The 18,065-nt window shown below is 46.4% G+C and carries 16 protein-coding genes; 4 read left to right on the top strand and 12 right to left on the bottom strand.

The window, feature by feature from the left end:
• The first annotated feature begins 113 nt into the window (after positions 1–113).
• Complete coding sequence (locus RH45_RS09965) at positions 114–2,126, top strand: methyl-accepting chemotaxis protein (protein ID WP_008076680.1); 2,013 nt, start codon at positions 114–116, stop codon at positions 2,124–2,126.
• Positions 2,127–2,215: 89 nt separating this feature from the next.
• Here the strand turns inward: RH45_RS09965 and RH45_RS09960 are convergent, their stop codons facing one another.
• From RH45_RS09960 to RH45_RS09905, 12 genes are all read right to left on the bottom strand, one after another.
• Complete coding sequence (locus tag RH45_RS09960; RefSeq protein WP_008076679.1) at positions 2,216–3,829, bottom strand: bifunctional diguanylate cyclase/phosphodiesterase; 1,614 nt, start codon at positions 3,827–3,829, stop codon at positions 2,216–2,218.
• Positions 3,826–4,902, bottom strand: a complete 1,077-nt coding sequence (locus RH45_RS09955; protein WP_008076678.1) for a protein-glutamate methylesterase/protein-glutamine glutaminase — start codon at positions 4,900–4,902, stop codon at positions 3,826–3,828. Before RH45_RS09955 ends, RH45_RS09960 begins: the two co-directional genes overlap by 4 nt.
• The gene (locus RH45_RS09950; RefSeq protein ID WP_008076676.1) at positions 4,899–5,699 is read right to left on the bottom strand and encodes a CheR family methyltransferase; all 801 of its coding nucleotides are present in this window, start codon (positions 5,697–5,699) and stop codon (positions 4,899–4,901) included. The genes RH45_RS09955 and RH45_RS09950 overlap by 4 nt, the downstream gene beginning before the upstream one ends.
• A complete protein-coding gene (locus RH45_RS09945; protein WP_008076674.1) occupies positions 5,700–6,224 on the bottom strand; it encodes a chemotaxis protein CheW in 525 nt (174 codons plus the stop codon).
• Entirely contained in the window at positions 6,217–6,708 is a 492-nt protein-coding gene (locus RH45_RS09940) for a chemotaxis protein CheW (protein WP_008076672.1), read from the bottom strand. Before RH45_RS09940 ends, RH45_RS09945 begins: the two co-directional genes overlap by 8 nt.
• 10 nt (positions 6,709–6,718) lie before the next feature.
• Positions 6,719–8,695, bottom strand: coding sequence for a methyl-accepting chemotaxis protein (locus tag RH45_RS09935; RefSeq protein ID WP_008076671.1), 1,977 nt, complete (start codon positions 8,693–8,695; stop codon positions 6,719–6,721).
• Between the two features lie 22 nt (positions 8,696–8,717).
• A complete protein-coding gene (locus tag RH45_RS09930; protein WP_008076665.1) occupies positions 8,718–10,877 on the bottom strand; it encodes a chemotaxis protein CheA in 2,160 nt (719 codons plus the stop codon).
• Positions 10,870–11,139: an STAS domain-containing protein gene (locus RH45_RS09925; protein WP_008076664.1), complete on the bottom strand. Its 270-nt coding sequence runs from the start codon at positions 11,137–11,139 to the stop codon at positions 10,870–10,872. Before RH45_RS09925 ends, RH45_RS09930 begins: the two co-directional genes overlap by 8 nt.
• A 10-nt stretch (positions 11,140–11,149) precedes the next feature.
• The gene (locus RH45_RS09920) at positions 11,150–11,515 is read right to left on the bottom strand and encodes a response regulator (RefSeq protein ID WP_008076663.1); all 366 of its coding nucleotides are present in this window, start codon (positions 11,513–11,515) and stop codon (positions 11,150–11,152) included.
• Positions 11,490–12,113, bottom strand: a complete 624-nt coding sequence (locus RH45_RS09915) for a hypothetical protein (protein WP_138956417.1) — start codon at positions 12,111–12,113, stop codon at positions 11,490–11,492. The genes RH45_RS09920 and RH45_RS09915 overlap by 26 nt, the downstream gene beginning before the upstream one ends.
• Positions 12,114–12,244: 131 nt before the next feature.
• On the bottom strand, positions 12,245–13,327 hold the full coding sequence (gene serC / locus RH45_RS09910) for a 3-phosphoserine/phosphohydroxythreonine transaminase (protein ID WP_008076661.1): 1,083 nt from the start codon (positions 13,325–13,327) through the stop codon (positions 12,245–12,247).
• Positions 13,328–13,453: 126 nt separating this feature from the next.
• Positions 13,454–14,722, bottom strand: a complete 1,269-nt coding sequence (locus tag RH45_RS09905) for a DUF945 family protein (protein ID WP_008076660.1) — start codon at positions 14,720–14,722, stop codon at positions 13,454–13,456.
• A gap of 170 nt (positions 14,723–14,892) precedes the next feature.
• Between RH45_RS09905 and RH45_RS09900 the strand changes: the two genes are divergently transcribed.
• From RH45_RS09900 to RH45_RS09890, 3 genes are all read left to right on the top strand, one after another.
• On the top strand, positions 14,893–16,818 hold the full coding sequence (locus tag RH45_RS09900) for an ATP-binding protein (RefSeq protein ID WP_008076659.1): 1,926 nt from the start codon (positions 14,893–14,895) through the stop codon (positions 16,816–16,818).
• A gap of 21 nt (positions 16,819–16,839) precedes the next feature.
• Positions 16,840–17,337: a response regulator gene (locus RH45_RS09895; RefSeq protein WP_008076657.1), complete on the top strand. Its 498-nt coding sequence runs from the start codon at positions 16,840–16,842 to the stop codon at positions 17,335–17,337.
• A 164-nt stretch (positions 17,338–17,501) separates the two neighbouring features.
• Positions 17,502–18,050, top strand: a complete 549-nt coding sequence (locus tag RH45_RS09890) for a hypothetical protein (RefSeq protein ID WP_008076655.1) — start codon at positions 17,502–17,504, stop codon at positions 18,048–18,050.
• Positions 18,051–18,065 lie beyond the last annotated feature (15 nt).

Here is an 18,065-nt window from a genome sequence, read left to right as displayed (position 1 = left end):
TTTCCTTTCAATACACATACCTATCAATAGTTATTTTTGTTACTAAGTTTTGCACCTTGGCTGATAACTTCCATACTTAGCGATGTGGATACTAAACCTTTGGTGGAAGAAATATGAATGTTCGCTTAACACATGCGCTTTACATGGGCTTCTCGATCATCATAGTAACAACGTTAGTACTAGCCTTTATTGTTTGGTCGTTAGTGAATAAATCGGCCACGATTTCAACTGAAATCGAAGCCGATGATGTGCCCGGCGTGTTAGCCTATCTCAATGTTCTTGATGAAATCGGTGATTTGCAAACCAACGCACTTGAATACCTCAATGGTGAGGCCGATGAGCATGGGAGCTTTAAGGAAAATGCCAAAGAGTTCCAATACTATTATTCAGTACTCAGACCGCTCGAATCAGCGAAAGCATCGGACATTGAAAAAATGGATCGTATCCTGTCTCTCGCCAATGACTACATTCAACGCTTAGAATCCGATGTATTTGCCCGCTACAACCCCGCAGCGGAGCAAACTGCGATAAAAAAAATCAACGATTTGACTAAAAATGTCGGTGTCCCTTTGGAAGATTTGCTCGATAAACTCAAAGACGAAGAGTTTGCCGACGCCTATAACACCACAGACCTTAGTGAATCGTTAAACGACGACCTGCCCGGTGTTCGTTATTACCTTGAGTTAGTCGACGAAGGGGGCGATATGATCTCCTCATTGAATGCCTACATTATGGGGGACCCGTCAGCCAGAGAGGCGTTCAATAACGATGCTGCTTCATTTGCCAATTATTTGGAAAAACTGCGCCCATTGGAACGTAAGCCTAACGAAGTCAGAGATATAGACAAAATCGAGCAATACTACTTTGAGATCATCGCGGTGGCGCAAGAGGTGTTTGATGGCTACAACCCGTATTACAAACATTCGGCGATTCAGCTCGTCGATGACCTTGAGCACTCTATCATTGGCCCACTCGAAGATATCTTAGATAAGTCGGCTCAAGAAGAGCGCGACGACTCTATCAGCGCACTTGAAATGCTCAACGATAACATGTCGACCATTGTGATTTGGCTAACGGTCAACGTGATTGTTGTTTTGCTAGTCGGGGTTGCTGTGGCTTGGGGTTTATCCAATATTATTCGCCAGCGCCTAAACATCATATCCGAAAAGGCAACCGCCATTTCCCAAGGCGATTTGTCTGAGGCGCCCATCAATGAAACCAACAAAGATGAGCTGGGCGAGCTGGCACGAGCAATAGACGGTATGCAGGAGTCACTGCGTAACGTCATTTCCAATATCACCCAAGTGGCCTCTGAGGTATCGTCGAATACACAAATGGTCGATGACACCAGCCGCCAAGTCGCCACGGGTATTCAAGAGCAAGCAGACAAAGCCACTTTGATTGCGAGTGCCGTTGAAGAGATGACCGTAACGGTAAACCAAGTCGCTGATCAAAGCAGTGACGCGGCCTCGAGCGCACGCCAAGCGGGTGAAGAAGCGACGAATGGCGGTCAGTTGATGCAAGAGACGGTCAACGGTATGAATCGAATCTCTGACGTTGTTAACGAGACAGCGGATACCGTCGATAGCTTAGGTAAACGCGGGGAAGAGATTGGTAACGTGATTAAAGTGATCAACGATATTGCAGAGCAAACCAACCTACTTGCACTTAATGCCGCAATAGAAGCTGCACGTGCTGGTGATTTAGGTCGAGGATTTGCGGTGGTCGCCGATGAAGTTCGTGGTCTGGCAGAACGCACGTCTAAAGCCACCGAGGAAGTTGGCGGTTTGATTACCTCAATTCAAAACGAAACCCGCCAAGCGGTACAGCGCATGAGCGAAGGCACCCAGCTAGTGGCTGAAGGTGTAACCTTGTCGAATTCCGCCGGAGACGCTTTGGTCCAGATTGTCGCTCGCGCCCAAGATGTGAATAGCATGATTGATATGATTGCGACGGCAGGTACAGAGCAAGCAACCGCGACTCAAGAGATGTCGAAAGACATCAACGCTATTAGCCAAATCGCTGATCGTTCAGTACGAAGCACTCAAGATGGCGCAGAGGCGGTTAACCAACTTTACCGTAAAGTGGAAGAACTTGAGCAAGTGGTGGCGCGCTTTAAACTCTAACCCCTCCTATTTGCGCTCTCCCAAGCGCGCATACAAACAAAAGCCCAGCAACACGCTGGGCTTTTTGTTGGTTAACTAAGTTGTCTTGGTTAGTGCCTCGCGAGCAAGTAGCTGACAAAGTCTTCATGCTTCAGTGGCTGACTAAAATAATACCCTTGGATGTACTCGACTTGTTTGGCCTTGGCGTAAATCAATTGCTCTAAGGTCTCGACCCCTTCCGCAACCACTGGCTTATTCATATTGGTCGCCAATGACGCTATCGAATTAAAGACGGTCTGCAATTTGCTGTCTTCGACCACATTAGTCACGAAAGCACGGTCAATTTTGATCTCATCGAAACTTAAACGACACAAATAACTCAAGCTAGAAAATCCCGTGCCAAAATCATCAATGGAAACGCGGAAGCCTAACTGTTGCAGTTGCTGCAAGACTTGATTGACATAGTTGAAATTGTCGATGAGCGCCGACTCAGTCAACTCCAGCTTTATCTGGCTCGGGTATAGCTGGTTTTCCGCAATCAGAGCGGTGAGCTTATCCACAAATTCGACATCAAGGATTTCGACCACGCTAATATTGAGCGCAAACAGCAACTCTAAGGTATCCACACCTTGTTGTTCTAATTCAGCCACCAGCTTACCTAGCTGAACAACATTGAATTGAGTCAAAATTCCGATATCACCGATCCTTTCGGCAATAGGAATAAACTCAACCGGAGAGACAAAATTACCTTTCAAGGTCCAGCGGATTAAACACTCTGCGCCACACACTTGCTCAGTTTCAGAGTCATGCACGGGCTGAAAAACCACATAAAAGTCGGCTAACTCTCCATTACTCACTGCGGCTCTAAACTCAGTTTCTAGATTATTCTGGTGTTCGATCTGCTTAGCCAACTCCTCTTGGAATTCAGCCAAGCGCACACGTTCCGACAATACATCTAAAATGGCCATCTCAGCTTTGTTCAAGCTTTGCTCGTGTTCATCCCCTTCCTTCTCGCAGTAATAGCCCAATGCCACGTTGCTGAAAAATTGCCGGCCATTAAAATGAAACGGCTCATTGAGCACACAGTAAAAACGTTCTACGTCGAACTCCGTGGAAGGGGGAATAAAAACGTTAAAGCTGTCGGTTGAATGTTTGCTGCAAATTACTTGATCCAACTCGTTTGACACGCGCGCAAGGATTTCCATAAAAACAAGATTAGCAACAGCCGCGCCCCAGATATCGTTAATGCGTTGGTAATTGCAAATCCTAACGCAGCACACCGTGCCTAGCTTGTACTCCTTGTTGAGTCGTGATAGAAACGCTTCTCGATAGAGCAATCCAGTGTGCGGGTCTTGCATGGAAAGCTGACGATTCAAACGCCGCGCGGCGATCAGTTCACTCTGCTCAATAAAGTAGAGAATGAAATAGCCTTTGTACTGAATCATCGACGCTTTGAGCCACTCGACATTGCGATCGGGATAGTTGATACCCAACTCAAACTTGGTATCTTGCTTAGCCGTCACCGCTTGCTGAACGAAGTCAATAAAAGGCAGTTCGGAAAAATTTTCATCAATATAGGTGACATCAGCTTGAGAGAGATGGCGCTGTTTGCTTAGCCTAAACAGCTCCGCGGCTTGACTAGATAGCTCCAGCACTTCTAACCGCTCATCGATAATGATATAGGCAATATGCATTGCTTCTATTTGATCACTAAAGTTCTTCATTCACCCACCAGTGCCTTTTTCACTTGATAAGGAAGCAAATCAATCGAATACACTCCGCTGACAGCCCCTTTTTTTACCGCTTCTTTCGGCATTCCATATACTAAGCTTGACTCTTCGTCTTGAGCGAAGGTTGTTGCCCCTGTTCGATAAAGTTCTAACAATCCCTGCGCCCCGTCATCACCCATTCCAGTCAGAATCACACCGACCGCATTTTTACCTGCTTGCTGCGCTGCTGAGCGAAACAGCACATCCACAGAAGGTTTATGCCGAGACACCAAAGGCCCATCCTTTAAGTCTAGATAATAATGGCCATTTCTGTACTGAATTATGCTGTGAATGGCACCGGGAGCAATGTACACGCATCCGTTTTCTAAACGTGTGTTGTGTGTCGCTTCTAAAACATGGTGTTGCAATGATTGATCGAGTCGTTTTGCGAAGGCAGTCGTAAACTTAGGGGGCATATGCTGGACAACAACAATGGGTGGCGAATGCGAGGGCATCTGACAAAGAAACTGACGAACCGCTTCTGTCCCTCCTGTCGAAGCGCCAATCACCACCAGCTTATCTTGGGTAAATTGAGCATGCCCTTTCGCTGGTTTGATAACGGAGTCAGCGCTAAGTTTCGGGCGATAACTGGTCTCACTCAAATACTTTAACGCCTTAACCTGAGTTTTTGCCGCTTGTTTGATGGCTTGCAATATTTCACCCACTTCAGCAGAGTGGAGATAAGAATTGAGCTGACTTTGCGGCTTATTGATGACTTCAACGGCGCCTGAAGAGAGCGCTTCTAAGGTGAGCGTCGTGTCTTGCTCAGTTTTGGCTGAACATATAACCACAGGGGTCGGATGTGACGCCATTATCTGCCGTAAGAAAGTAATCCCATCCATTTTAGGCATCGCAATATCAAGCAAAATAACATCGGGCCACTGCTTGTTCATTTTACGCAGCGCTAGGATTGGATCGGGAGCAGTTCCAATGACTTCGAGCATGGGGTCTGCGTCAATCACCTCGCCTAACACTTGGCGAATAACGGCCGAATCATCAACGATGAATACCGAAATGGGTTGAATCATGCCACCCTCCGGTAAATACAGTTCTCGATGATTTCCATTTGAGGATGCCCCTTAAGGACGTTCTCACTATGACCTAAAAATAGATAACCACCGACCACCAGTTGATTGATCACATTAGTCAGAATCTGTTGCTGCTTAGCGACATCGAAGTAGATCAATACATTACGTAAGAAGATCACTTCAAACTCTTGCTCAAACGAAGCACTAAGCAGATTAGTTTGAGTGAACTGACAAAATCGTCGTACATCATGGCTCACAGTAAAATAGCCGTCATAGTCTCCGACGCCTTTTAAGCAATACGCTTTACGATAGTTCGCGGGGATACGTTCCACTAAAGAGATCTGATAGCGGCACTCGCGCGCTTTATTCAACGAGGCTTGCGACACATCGGAGCCAACCAGTGACCAGCTTGCGGTACCCAGTTCATCGGTCAATAACATGGCTAAGCTATAGGCTTCTTCGCCGGTTGCACAGGCTGCACTCCACACTCGAATTGGTGTAATGCTTTTGCGACGACGCAATATCTGTTTCAATGATTCGAACTGATGGGGTTCACGAAAGAAGCTGGTTTCATGCGTGGTGAGCTTATCAATGAACCAACCGAACTCTTCACTGTTTTCCCCGGATGAGAGCAATAATAGGTAGTCATCGTAGCTGGGACATTTCTTAGCTTTTAATCGCGCAGACAAGCGGTTTTCGACCATGATTCTTTTGTGCTCGCCAAGACGAATACCCGTATAACTTTCAAGTAGGTTTTGAATTTGACCAAACTGAGTGCGTGTCATGCTCGGTTGCATTTACCCCTCCCATCGAGTCAGAAGTTGTTTTTGGCTCGCTAACAACAACGCGTTTAGCTGCTCGCCATTGAGTAATTCTGACATCGCCAAAATGGGTGTGGTGACGCGATCAAGTTCCACCATTTTCCAAATATAGTTAGGGGCGATATGGGTACCAAATGCGGGTTTGTCATACAACTGCTCACTGTTTGCCGATTGAATGGAGCGTACACGAGACACCACCAGTCCAAGCGTGACGTTTTCTTGCAACTTAGCGTTCAGCGAGTCATACAAAATGATGCAACTGTACTTATCATAGGCATTTGGGTTATCGAGTTCGAGACGCTTCGCCGCATCGATCACCGGAACCACGCTACCTCGCACATTGATCACGCCGCTGAACACGGGATGACACATCGGCACTTGAGTGATCTTAGTGTATTCAATCACCTCCTTAACCGATTCGATGGGAATCGCGACGACCTCGTTTGCCACATCCACTTGCAACAGTTCCAACCCAGTGTGAGGAGACAGTAGATCAATCATCAATCACCCCCAACTCTGTCGCCGAAATAGAGTGATTGACCCAGCTCAACAGCTCATCAGACAGCAAGTTATTCACATTCAATACCGTCAGCAAGCGATTATCTAGCTTGGCGACACCTTTAATCAACGGGGTATCGAGCTGACCACCCAGTTGTGGGACGGTTTCTAATTGCTGCGCCTGAACATCGACGACTTGGCGCACCAGATCGACTTTATTAGCAATGACGTAGGTATCCCCATCAAGCTTCACTTCCGTGACAATCACGCAGGTCTTTGCCCCAACAGGAACAGTCGGCAAGCTGAGCAGAGGTGCGATATCAAACACCACGACAAGTTGCCCTCTGAGGTTCATGACACCCAAGATAAAACTCGGAGATCCCGCAATGCTCTCAATCTGCGGATACTCCATAATTTCACGGATCAACGCGATCGGATAAGCAAAGTACTTGTTGGCGACTTTAAACTCCAAATGCTTTTCGTTCATCACGCTCTACCTAATCATCAAATGGGACATAACCTGACTCAGACTCCGCGGTTTTCCCAGTCCGTGAGATTCGCGCTCTTCTGCGTGATTGAGCCGCATCGTGGCCCAGTTTGAAAAAGCCAACCGTACTGCGAATTTCATTGGTCTGCTCTTGAACCATAATGGCAGTTGAGGCGAGCTCTTCAGAAGCAGAGGCGTTTTGCTGAGCAATCTCGTCTAACTGCGAAACGGTACGATTGATTTCTGCCACGCTGGTACTCTGCTCGGTGGACGCGGCGGTGATCTCTTGCACCAAATCGGCCGTTTGTTGAATATTTGGCACCATGCGGTTCAACATTCCCCCAGCATGTTGCGCCACTTTTACGCTGTTATCAGCCAGCGAGCTGATCTCTTGCGCAGCAATTTGACTGCGTTCTGCCAGCTTACGAACTTCATCAGCCACAACCGCAAACCCTTTACCGTGTTCACCCGCCCGAGCCGCCTCGATGGCTGCATTGAGCGCGAGTAGGTTGGTCTTATACGCGATGTCTTCGATAATCCCGATCTTCTCTGCGATTGCTGTCATCGCATCTACGGTGTCATTAACCGCTTTACCCCCCTCATTTGCTTCCGAACTTGATTGAGTGGCGATCCCGTTGGTCACTTTGGAGTTTTCCGTGTTCATGGAAATCGATGAGCTCATTTGATCAAGTGATGCGCTGGTCTCTTCGACACTCGACGCTAACTGGCTGGATGTTGTACTCAACATTTGAGAGGTGGTCGACACTTCATTGGTACTGTGGGCAATGGCCTCAACCGAGCTTTGAATGTCGAGTAGGATGTTTTGCAACTTGTCCAAAAATCCGTTGAAGCTACTGGCTGTTTCGCCAATTTCATCACTACCAAAATCAGGAATTCGACGAGTGAGGTCCCCCTCCCCTGAGCGCAAATCTTCCGCCGCCTCAGAGAGTGCTTTGATCGGCATAACAATCCCTTTAATCAGGAACATCGCGGTTATCAAGGCCAGTAAAATAGCCGCACCCAGTAAGCCCCATACGAGAGTGATACTGTCTCTTGCCGAGTCCACCAACATCTCTAACGACTTGTTACTTTGATTGCTCGCTTGGAAACTGATCTCATCAAGAATCTTTTCCAGCTTGCTAAATACCTCATGCTCTAGGGCGTCAATATGTTTTGCAGCTTCCAGTTTATCGCGCGGGTTGTAGAGCTCAAAAATATCTTTACCGCCATTGTAGATCTCTAGATACATACTTTCGACGCGACCCAAACTCTTAATCTCTTCAGGTTTGCGTTCTAATGGTTTGATTTGTTCGAGATACTCAGCAAAGTTACGCGCCTCTTTTTCAAAAGCTGTTTTGGCACCAATCTCTCCACGAAAATAATCGTTAAGTGCCGACATCATGTCACCTTCTTCATCGATAAGCTCAAGATAATAGCGGACACCCGGCAAATCATCATTGACCACTTCTTCGAAATCTCCTCGCCCAGCGTCAGCCACTTCTTCTTCTTTAAGGGTATTGAGCAATGCTTGTAAAGGATCGGCGAACTCTTCTAAGAGATATTTATACTTTTCAATTGCTTGCGTCTCTAGTGTGGGGTCAAACTTCTTGAAAACTAGGTTTTGCATATCTTCGTAGTAGCGTGTCGACAGATCATCGATTTGTCTAACCACTACCGGGTCCAAGGTACCAAGTTGCTTTAGCTGCTCAAAAAAGGTGACGAACTCAGTATAGTTGTCGAGAAAATCTTCCTTCTCTTCGGACTCACCAGTAATGAACTCCAATACGTTTGAGTTCATGTCCCCAAGTTCATCAAGCATGCTCAGCGATAGAATCACCTTAGGAATTTCTTCACTGCGCACACCAATCGCATAATCTTCTATGGTCCGATTCTGTACCTGAACCGAAACCGCAATAACAAACAACAAAATGCCCATGGTGCACATAGCGACAATGATCTTGTTCTTGATCGATAATTTACCAATCATGATGTTCTCCCTAACTAGACCGCTAGTGACTAAAACGCCCGACATTGACCCGCTCATTTTGACTGAGCGCAGTTTGAATTAAGGCGAAAATATCTAGGATGATGGCGACTTCCCCGCTGCCAAGAATGGTTGCCCCACTCACCCCTCTCAATCCTTCATAAAGTGGTCCCAGTGATTTCACCACAGTTTGAAACTCACCACTTAAGCTATCGACCACCAGGCCGGCACGAAATGAACCAAGCTGTACCACCACCAAGGCTTCCTGTTCAAAACTGCTGTGCGCGGGGACGCCAAACCACTCAGACAAGCGTAGAAAAGGCAGCACCTCATCGCGCAAGTTAACGAACTTTTTGTGCCCAGCTTGCTGCTTGTCCATCACCTCATTGAGTTCCAAGCACTCAACAACGTTATCTAGCGGAATCACATAATCGCCACCGGCAACTTTGAACATAAACCCGTCAACGATAGACAAGGTCAACGGCAAACGAATCACGAAGCGGCTACCCACACCCGGCTGGCTGTCGAGTTCAATGCTACCGCGCAATAACTCAATATTGCGTTTCACCACGTCCATACCGACACCTCGCCCCGACAAGTCCGTCACCTCATCATTGGTTGAGAAACCCGGCTCAAAGATTAGCTGCCAAATCTCGCGTTTCGTCAGCTTATCGCCATTGTGAACCAGGCCCTTCTCTCGACCAATTTTGAGAATTTTTTCCTCATCGATGCCTTGTCCGTCATCGATCACTTCAATCACAATCGATCCGGAGTCATGGTAAGCGTTGAGTCTCACTATTCCGGTCGATTGCTTGCCTAATGCAATCCGTTCCGAGGTCTCTTCAATGCCGTGGTCTATGGCATTGCGGACTAAGTGAGTTAAGGGGTCGCTGAGCTTTTCAACGAAGGTTTTATCAAGTTCGGTTTCCGCGCCACTGACCACCAAATCAACTTGCTTGTTCAGCGCACTGGCGGTATCACGAACGATACGTTTGAACTTATTAAACGTGTCGCCGATTTGCACCATGCGCAACTGCAGTGAGCTATCTCGGATGCTCTCTACCAAACGTTCGAGCTGCGCCATGGCTTCAATCAGTGACTCATCACCCGTTTCGTGCGCCAATAAATTTGTCCGCGCACCGGTAATCACCATTTCACCAACTAAATCAATAAGCTGATCCAGCTTGTCCGCCTCAACACGTAACGTTTTAGCCGCTCGAAGTTTAGGCTGCTGCTTACTCACCGCCGCATTGATCACTTCACTAGGCAGTTGTTGCGTTTCGGTCAATACCTGCCCCAGTAGCGGGGCATGTTGTTGGTTTTTTAGTAACTGCTGCTGCGCATTCAACCCAGCTTGTAACTCACGTTCACTGATGGCACCAATGTCGACTAAGATCTGCCCTATCTTCTGATTCTCTTCAGGTAATCTGTCGATCAGTTCAATGTAGCGTTCGACTTGGCTTTCCGGAGGGATGAGCACAATGTCAGCGTCGTTTAAGATAAACTCGAAAGCATCGAGGATTTGCTCTCTCGACAAAGCGCCTCGAAAACGAATTTCAAACCCCAAGTAGCAATCCTCTGGAGAGAAGCGACCTTCTTTGCTGACTACCTCTAGTTGTTCTGTGACAACACGAACGTCTTCAAGCTCACCTTTGCCGGCAAGAAAATGAATAAAAGAAGCAGGATCAAGCCCATCCTGAAATACGTGGCGATGGGGACGAAATGAGATGTGCCAAACCCCCTCATCAATCGGGCTAGCAAAGGGATTATTTTCGACCTCGGGCCGCGCCTTTGGCTCGATTTCATCATCAATAAAAGGGCTCAGCCTTGCCATGATTGGCTGGGTGTAAGGCGCAGCTTGCTGCACGTTCATGGCTTCAATTTGCTGACGTAATACGTCGTTACTCTCAAGCAACAACTCAACCAACTCTTCATCACACGTCAGTTTGTGTTGACGCAATTTGTCGAGAATAGATTCAATGCAATGGCTAAGATCAACGATTGAATCAAAGCCAAACAAACCCGCACTTCCCTTAATGGTGTGAACGGCTCGAAATAAGATCTCGATCCACTCAGAAAACTGATTTTGCATCATGTGTTTATCAAGCAGAACCAGTTCGACTTCTTCCACCAGCTCGCTAGACTCGTTGAAAAACGTCGCCACCGCTTTCTCAAAATCAGCCATTCGCGGTCTCCAAGGTAACGTTGAACAGCTCAGCAAGAGCAACCACTTTTTCACTGCTCTGGATAACCGTTACAGGCTCTGCGGCGTCATACTGTAAGCACCATAGGATCAGTTGCAAACCCGCGGTATCTATCTCTTCGATGTGTGAACCATCAAGCGTTAGCACAACCCCATCATCAAGTAACGAGGACAACTCTTGGAAGGTCTCGTCCACTTCGTAGATCGTTAGCTCTTGCGGCAGAACGTAGTTTTGTCTCACCATCGCGTTGCTCCTAGGAGAGAATTTTGCTCACGGCTTGAAGCATTTCATCAGGTTTAAACGGTTTAACCATCCAGGCTTTTGCGCCCGCTTTACGACTCTCCTCCATCAAATATTGCTGATTTTCAGTGGTTAACATTATGACCGGAGTGAACTTGTATTTCGGTAGCGCTTTAAGCTGCTTTACAAAGTCAATGCCATTCATATTGGGCATGTTTACATCACTAATGATGAGATGAACCTTACGTCCATCGAGCATCGATAGGCCATCGAGTCCATCTTTAGCTTGCAAAACATGGTAACCTTCTCCACTCAACGCAATGCTGACGACTTGCCTTAGCGACTCTGAATCATCAACGACTAGGATTGTCTTTTGCATCCTCTTCTCCCTGAAAAAAAGTCACTGAACCTTGCTCTGTGGCTTTTTGATTAGTTGCTAATTTTGTTTTCTGCTCGATCTCCTCAATCGAAGAAAGCAGTTGTTTCTCATCCCAATGATGGAACTCAGCCCGCTTTAATGCTCGTGACAGCAATTCTATGCTCTCTACTAGCCCTTGCTGTTGCTGCTTTAGTCGATCACCATACTGCAACAAAATCAGCATCTCATTGTGAGTCACCCTCATATCTTGCAGCGCAGTTTTAATATCTTGTGGGGCTTTAGCCGGAATTTTGTCGAGCACATTGCGGCTAGAATGGAGTTTTTGTAACCCGACTGTGAGTTGATTGATGTTTTGGGTCGAGTAATCGGCGGAATTTTTTATCTGCTGGCTTAGACGAGGCAGGATGCCATCAGTTAAAGAGGAACAAACACGTTGAAGGGATGAGAGAGATTTTCTTTCATCAGATTGCAATGCCAGCCAAACTAATCCGCAAATAAGTCCGGTACTGACGAACATCGGAAGCGTAAATCCGAGTAATAGAATTTGGATACCTAATACCGCAGCGCAGAGTGCCATCAGGTTTCGGTGCGTGTTCACAAAAGCAGCCCATTCGAATTACAACATAGTAAATAGCGTAGTTCATATTGACTAAATTAGTGATATCGCGAATACAAAAAAGGCTTAGCCAACATAGACTAAGCCTTGATACTTTATTGTTAAAACTGGAACTAAGCGTTTTTCGCTTCAAACTCCTGCATAAAGTCAACCAGCGCCTGTACTCCAGCCAGTGGCATTGCGTTATAGATAGAAGCGCGCATACCGCCAACCGCACGGTGACCTTTCAGCGAAACTAATCCACGCTCTTTCGCTTGCTCAAGGAATACCGCATCCAACTCTGGTTTAGCAAGCTGGAATGGCACGTTCATACGCGAACGGTTGTCAGGATGAACATTGTTCTTGTAGAAGTCAGAGCCATCAATTGCACGGTACAACAACTCAGCTTTCTCTTTGTTCACTTTTTCCATTGCCGCAACGCCACCTTCTGCTTTCAGCCATTTGAAAACCAGACCAGAAAGGTACCATGCAAATGTAGGCGGAGTGTTGAACATCGAGTCTTTCTCTGCCAAGGTTTTGTAGCTGATGAAGCTTGGTAGCAGATCATGAGCAAGTTCGAGTAAATCATCGCGGACAATCGCAATACAAATACCTGCAGGACCAATGTTCTTTTGCGCACCTGCGTAAATCACACCGTACTTTGATACGTCAATTTCGCGAGACAGGATATTTGATGACATGTCTGCCACGATGGGTTTGTCAGTCACAGGCAGACCGCTGATTTCAATACCATCAATGGTTTCATTCGGACAAAAATGCACATACGCGGCTTCTGGGTCGATACGCCACTCTTTGGTATCTGCAACCGCTAACTTGCCTTCTTTCTCGACTTTGGCTTCGAACACGTCTACCTGACAGTATTTTTGCGCTTCTTGAATAGCGCTTTCAGCCCAGTAACCCGCATCAATATAGGTGGCTTTTTTCGCTTGCCCGAGTAGGTTTAACGGCACAGCAGCGAATTGCGCACGAGCACCACCTTGGCAGAATAGAACTTTGTAGTTATCGGGAATATTTAGCAGATCACGCAGGTCTTGCTCAGAATCTTCAGCAACTTTGATAAACTCTTTACTTCGGTGGCTAATTTCCATCACTGAAGTACCTAGTTCATTCCAGTTGATAAACTCTGCTTGCGCTTGTTCCATAACCGCTTTAGGCAAACCTGCTGGGCCAGCACTAAAGTTAAATACGTTGTCCATTCTGACTTTCCTTGCTCATGCATTAATTGGGATTACTAGGATTAATAACATGTTTTTTCTTGTGATAAAAAGCAAGAAAAGAGGTCTTAAGACCTCTTTTCAATGTAAGCACTAAAAAATCTCGACTTAAGGCTGCATCATTGCCGGCATAAGTAGCGCCATAAGTGGGATTTCCTGACCGCTAGAGAAAATCAAATTCCCATCTTTAAGCTCGGCTTGAATCTCATAACCTGCGTCGGTTTGCTTAACAAATTCCATCACTATGGCTTCATCGACACCTTGCTTGATAAATGGATATTGCTCAACCAAGTCGTTAGAAATGAAAGTATCTAAGTTACCGGTTAATGAAGGCAAGATGATCGCAGGGTTTTGACCCACATTATCAGTGCCTTGCGGAACGGTAATTTTCCATTGGCTCTCAAACTCACCCTTTTCACCTAACGTTAGCGCCATCTTGTTCATGGATAAATAAAAGCCTTTAGAGAACAAGGTTTCCACGTATGGAATCGCAGTTTGAATATCTTCGGCGGTGAGCATAGGGTTACTCTGGTACAGTTCAATTAGCTTCTCGAACGCATTGCTATCGAGATCACCCAGCTCTAAGTCGAGTGACAACTTATCAATCACTCCTTCAGCCGTGACTAAGTCTTCCACACCAACTTTGTGCTGGCTGCTCACGCGTTGCGAGCTTTCTTCGATTGAAGAGGCAAAGTCATACTTAGCATTCTTCATCGCAAACAAGTCAGTTTGATTGGCATCCTCAACTGACATATCGCCAATCACGATCGCTTGCTCGCCCAACCAAAAACCATTTTGTTTTCGACCTTGGCCATTCCCTTTCACGTTAGAGATCAGCAGTTTCTCACCACTATTAAAATCGACTTCAACTGAAGGAATATTAAGGTCGTAGTTAATCTCACCCAACACAGTAGCGTGACCTTTCAGCGTTGAAGGTGTCACAGAAACCATCGCTCCATCACTGCCTTCCGTTGCTTGGTGCCAAGTGTCTAATGCCAAAGTGAAATCCGTGTTGCCATTAAGCTGAGTGACCGTATCCAGTGTCACTGGCAGCTCGTCCATATCTTGTAAAACAGAATGCGCCGATAAGCTCAATAAACCATGAGATACATGGCTATTGACGATAAACTCACTCGGCAACCCATCTAAGGCCAACTGCTCAATCAATTGCGGATCAGTGACAACATAACGCGTCTGTACGTCTGAAGAGAGATAGCCGCGATCATAACTGACCAACTCTGCGGTCATCGACGAGCTATTTAAATGTGTAATGCCATCTTCAATAACGTTTTGGCCAATTTGCCCAACGGCGAGCGGCCAACATAGTGCAAGTGAGATCGCGCCGCCAATTGCGCCATATTTTTTAAGCTGTTGCATGTTATCTTCTTTGTAATGGGTTTCATTCAGTGTACACCAAAAAACATTGAGATAAATCAGAGTATTGGCTTTCTTAAAAAATCGCCGAAGATTCTTAAACCTAGCTCCCATTAACCTTCTATATAGCCTGTTACAGTAACAAAGGTGTGGGTTTATTATCGTGGGGATTTGTGAATCAGTTTGCTGTTTTATGTTTAGACAATAATCCGGTCAGTGTTGAGCAACTTCGAAGGGAGTTGAGTCCGTTTGCTGCTCGTTTTGACCTACATACCGCCGATACTCTTCAAGATGCCAACGCAGCACTCGATTACTGCTTCGACAACAATCAGTCCGTCGCTTTGGTCATAGCCAGTCACCATGACAACTTTAATGGTGCCGATTTTCTTATCCAGCTAGATAAAATGGCCCATACGCAACAAGCAAGAAAGATACTGGTCAGCTGCGGTCAAGATATTCAGGCAATTCTATCGGCGGTCAACGACGGCCGGCTAGATCACTGCTTAACCAAACCACTACAAGATAACTTAGTAAGTAAAACGGTTCAGAAAGAGCTCACCACCTACATCTTAGAAAACGACCCGGATAACCTGCTAAGCTACAGCCTGATCCTAGATCACCAACGTCTACTTCGCGCTCATATAGACAACAAGATGCGCAGTTATCGAGAAGGATTCATCAGCGAACATCATCGCTTGTCAGACGCCGAGCTGGCAGAACAGGTCACGAATGCGCTGCTTAATTTTTTTGCCGAGAAAGATGAAACTAAAGCATGCCGTAGCTACTCTACCGATCATCTCTTGACTCAAGAAGGGGAGGAAAATCGATTCCTGTGGTTTATCACCAAGGGTGAAGTCGCGTTATACAAGAAAGATGATATTGGCATGCAACGTGAGGTTGTGCGTCATACTCAAGGGAACATCGTCGGCGGCATGTCTTTTGTAACTGGAGAACCCTCATTCTCTACCGCAATTACACTCAAGCCTACCGAAGTGATTAAGCTTGAGCGAGAAGTTTTTGCTGAAGTGATGCACTCTAACACCGAATTGCTGCCACTTTTTACTAACCTACTTTTACGCCACTTTAACCGTCGTTTGCAACGCAGTATTACCACTAAATTGGAGCTGCAAAAAACCCTCGAGTCTTTAGAGTCGGCGCAGAAACAGCTGATCGAGCGCGAAAAGATGGCGATGCTGGGTCAATTGGTTGCCGGGGTCGCCCACGAGCTGAACAACCCGATTGCAGCAATACTTCGCGGTACCGAAACATTAACCGACAAGATTCAAACCTTAGTCCACTCTTCCGCCAGCCCAAATGAGCAACACAGCCTACAGATCTTGACCCAAGCATTACAGTCTAAACCCCGCTCTACCGCAGATGAACGAGAGCAAGTCAAAGTACTCAGTAAAGACATCGCCAATAGACGGATAGCGAAAAAACTGGTCAAGCTCAACCTGAATCATGATAAACATTGGCTCACTCGCGCTAAGCAACAAGAGAGCGCTCTGCTCGACGAGCTAGAACAACTCGAAAACTACCATCTTGCAGGCTCAACATTACGCTCTATTAACGTCTGCGCTTTAAGAATTGCAGATATGGTAAAAAGCCTAAAAGGGTACGCTCGCTCAGATGAAGAGACCTTCCACCTTGCGGACATTCATGAGGGGCTTGAAGACACCCTAGTCATCTTTGAAAACAAGTTGAAAATGCACCGAGTTGAAAAGCAATACGGCGCGACAACTTCCGTAAACTGCTTACCCATTGCGTTGCAACAAGTTTGGACAAATCTCATCTCGAACGCGATTGATGCAATGCCTCAGAAAGGCAAGCTGGTCATCGCAACCAACACGCGCACGCAAGATGGCAGAGATTGGTTTGTTGTCAGCTTTGAAGACAATGGCCACGGAATACCGATAGAGCTGCAACAACAAATCTTTGAACTTAACTTTACAACCAAAAAAGAAGGCAACTTTGGCCTTGGAATTGGTCTCTCTGTCTGCCAACAAATTGTTCGTCAACACGGTGGCTTTATCAGCGTTGAGTCCGAGACCCACCACTTCACTCGAATGTCAGTTTGGCTACCGTTGAGCCAAGTCTAATTTCATATTAGGAGCCCAAAAATGAGTAAATACCTTATCTTATGTGTCGATGATGAACGTGAAGTTCTTGATAGCGTGGTGCAAGATTTGGATTGCTTTGAGGAGCATTTCTTATTAGAGGCGGCAGAGTCTGTCCAAGAAGCAAAACAGATCATAGGCGAAGCCCATCAAGATGACGTTAAATTGGCGTTGATTCTTTGCGATCACATCATGCCAGACGAAACAGGCATCAGCTTTCTGATCGAGCTCAACCAGCAAGCTGACACCCAAGCCACTCGGAAACTGCTTCTAACAGGGCAAGCAGGCCTAGAAGACACCGTTGAAGCGATTAACAACTCGAGTTTGCACTTCTACATCGCAAAACCTTGGCGCGGCGATGAGTTACGTCAAATCATTAAGGATCAACTCACGCAGTTCATGATTGATAACGAGCCTGAATTAATGCCATGGGCTGCCGTGCTTGACACCGAAAAAGTCTTTGCGGCGATGGCGAAAAATCGTCTCAACTACGGCGAATAATCAATCATATTTGGCATATTGTTTGCTAGTTTAAGTCAAACACGACAAAACAATGACATTTTTATAGTGACTACCGCTGGGATGCATTATGATGTCGATTTATCGTCAAGGCGAGTCGTCGCTTAAGACCAAGGAAATTAACAAGATATAGGTTTATCGTCCTTATGCGTAAAACAATCTTAGCTGCAGCATTAGTGCTAGCATCGGGTCAAACTTTTGCACAAGTTGATCCAAATAGCCCAACAGTAATGAGTAACTTTAGCTACGACTACGTTGAAGCTCGAATTGGCGCAAGCCCAGTCACTTTTGGTGCTGCAATGAGTAAAACGGTTCACCCTAACGCGCACGTTATCGGCCGCGTAGACTCAGAGTTTGAAGGTGATTTCGATGCGGGTGCGGGCTTCGGCTTCCATGCGCCAATCAACAACTGGGCTGACTTTACTGGCGAAATGCTGTTCCGCATGGTGGACAACGATGACACCAGCGGTACTGATACTGGTCTTGAGTTGAATCTAGGGGTTCGTCAATGGCTGGGTCCACAACTAGAAGTGGGTGGTAAAGTAGGTTACACCTCTATCGACAGCGAAGAAGATTGGATCGGCTCTGCATACGCCCGCTTCCACTCGACAGAACTATTTTCAATCGGTGGTGAAGCACGTATCAACGACACATACGGCGATCAATTGATGTTCACTACTCGCTTTAAGTTCTAAGCAGTATGAAATGAA

Origin of the sequence: Vibrio sinaloensis DSM 21326, assembly GCF_000189275.1 — a bacterium.
Lineage (GTDB): Bacteria > Pseudomonadota > Gammaproteobacteria > Enterobacterales > Vibrionaceae > Vibrio > Vibrio sinaloensis.
This window is presented reverse-complemented; position numbering and strand designations above follow the sequence as displayed.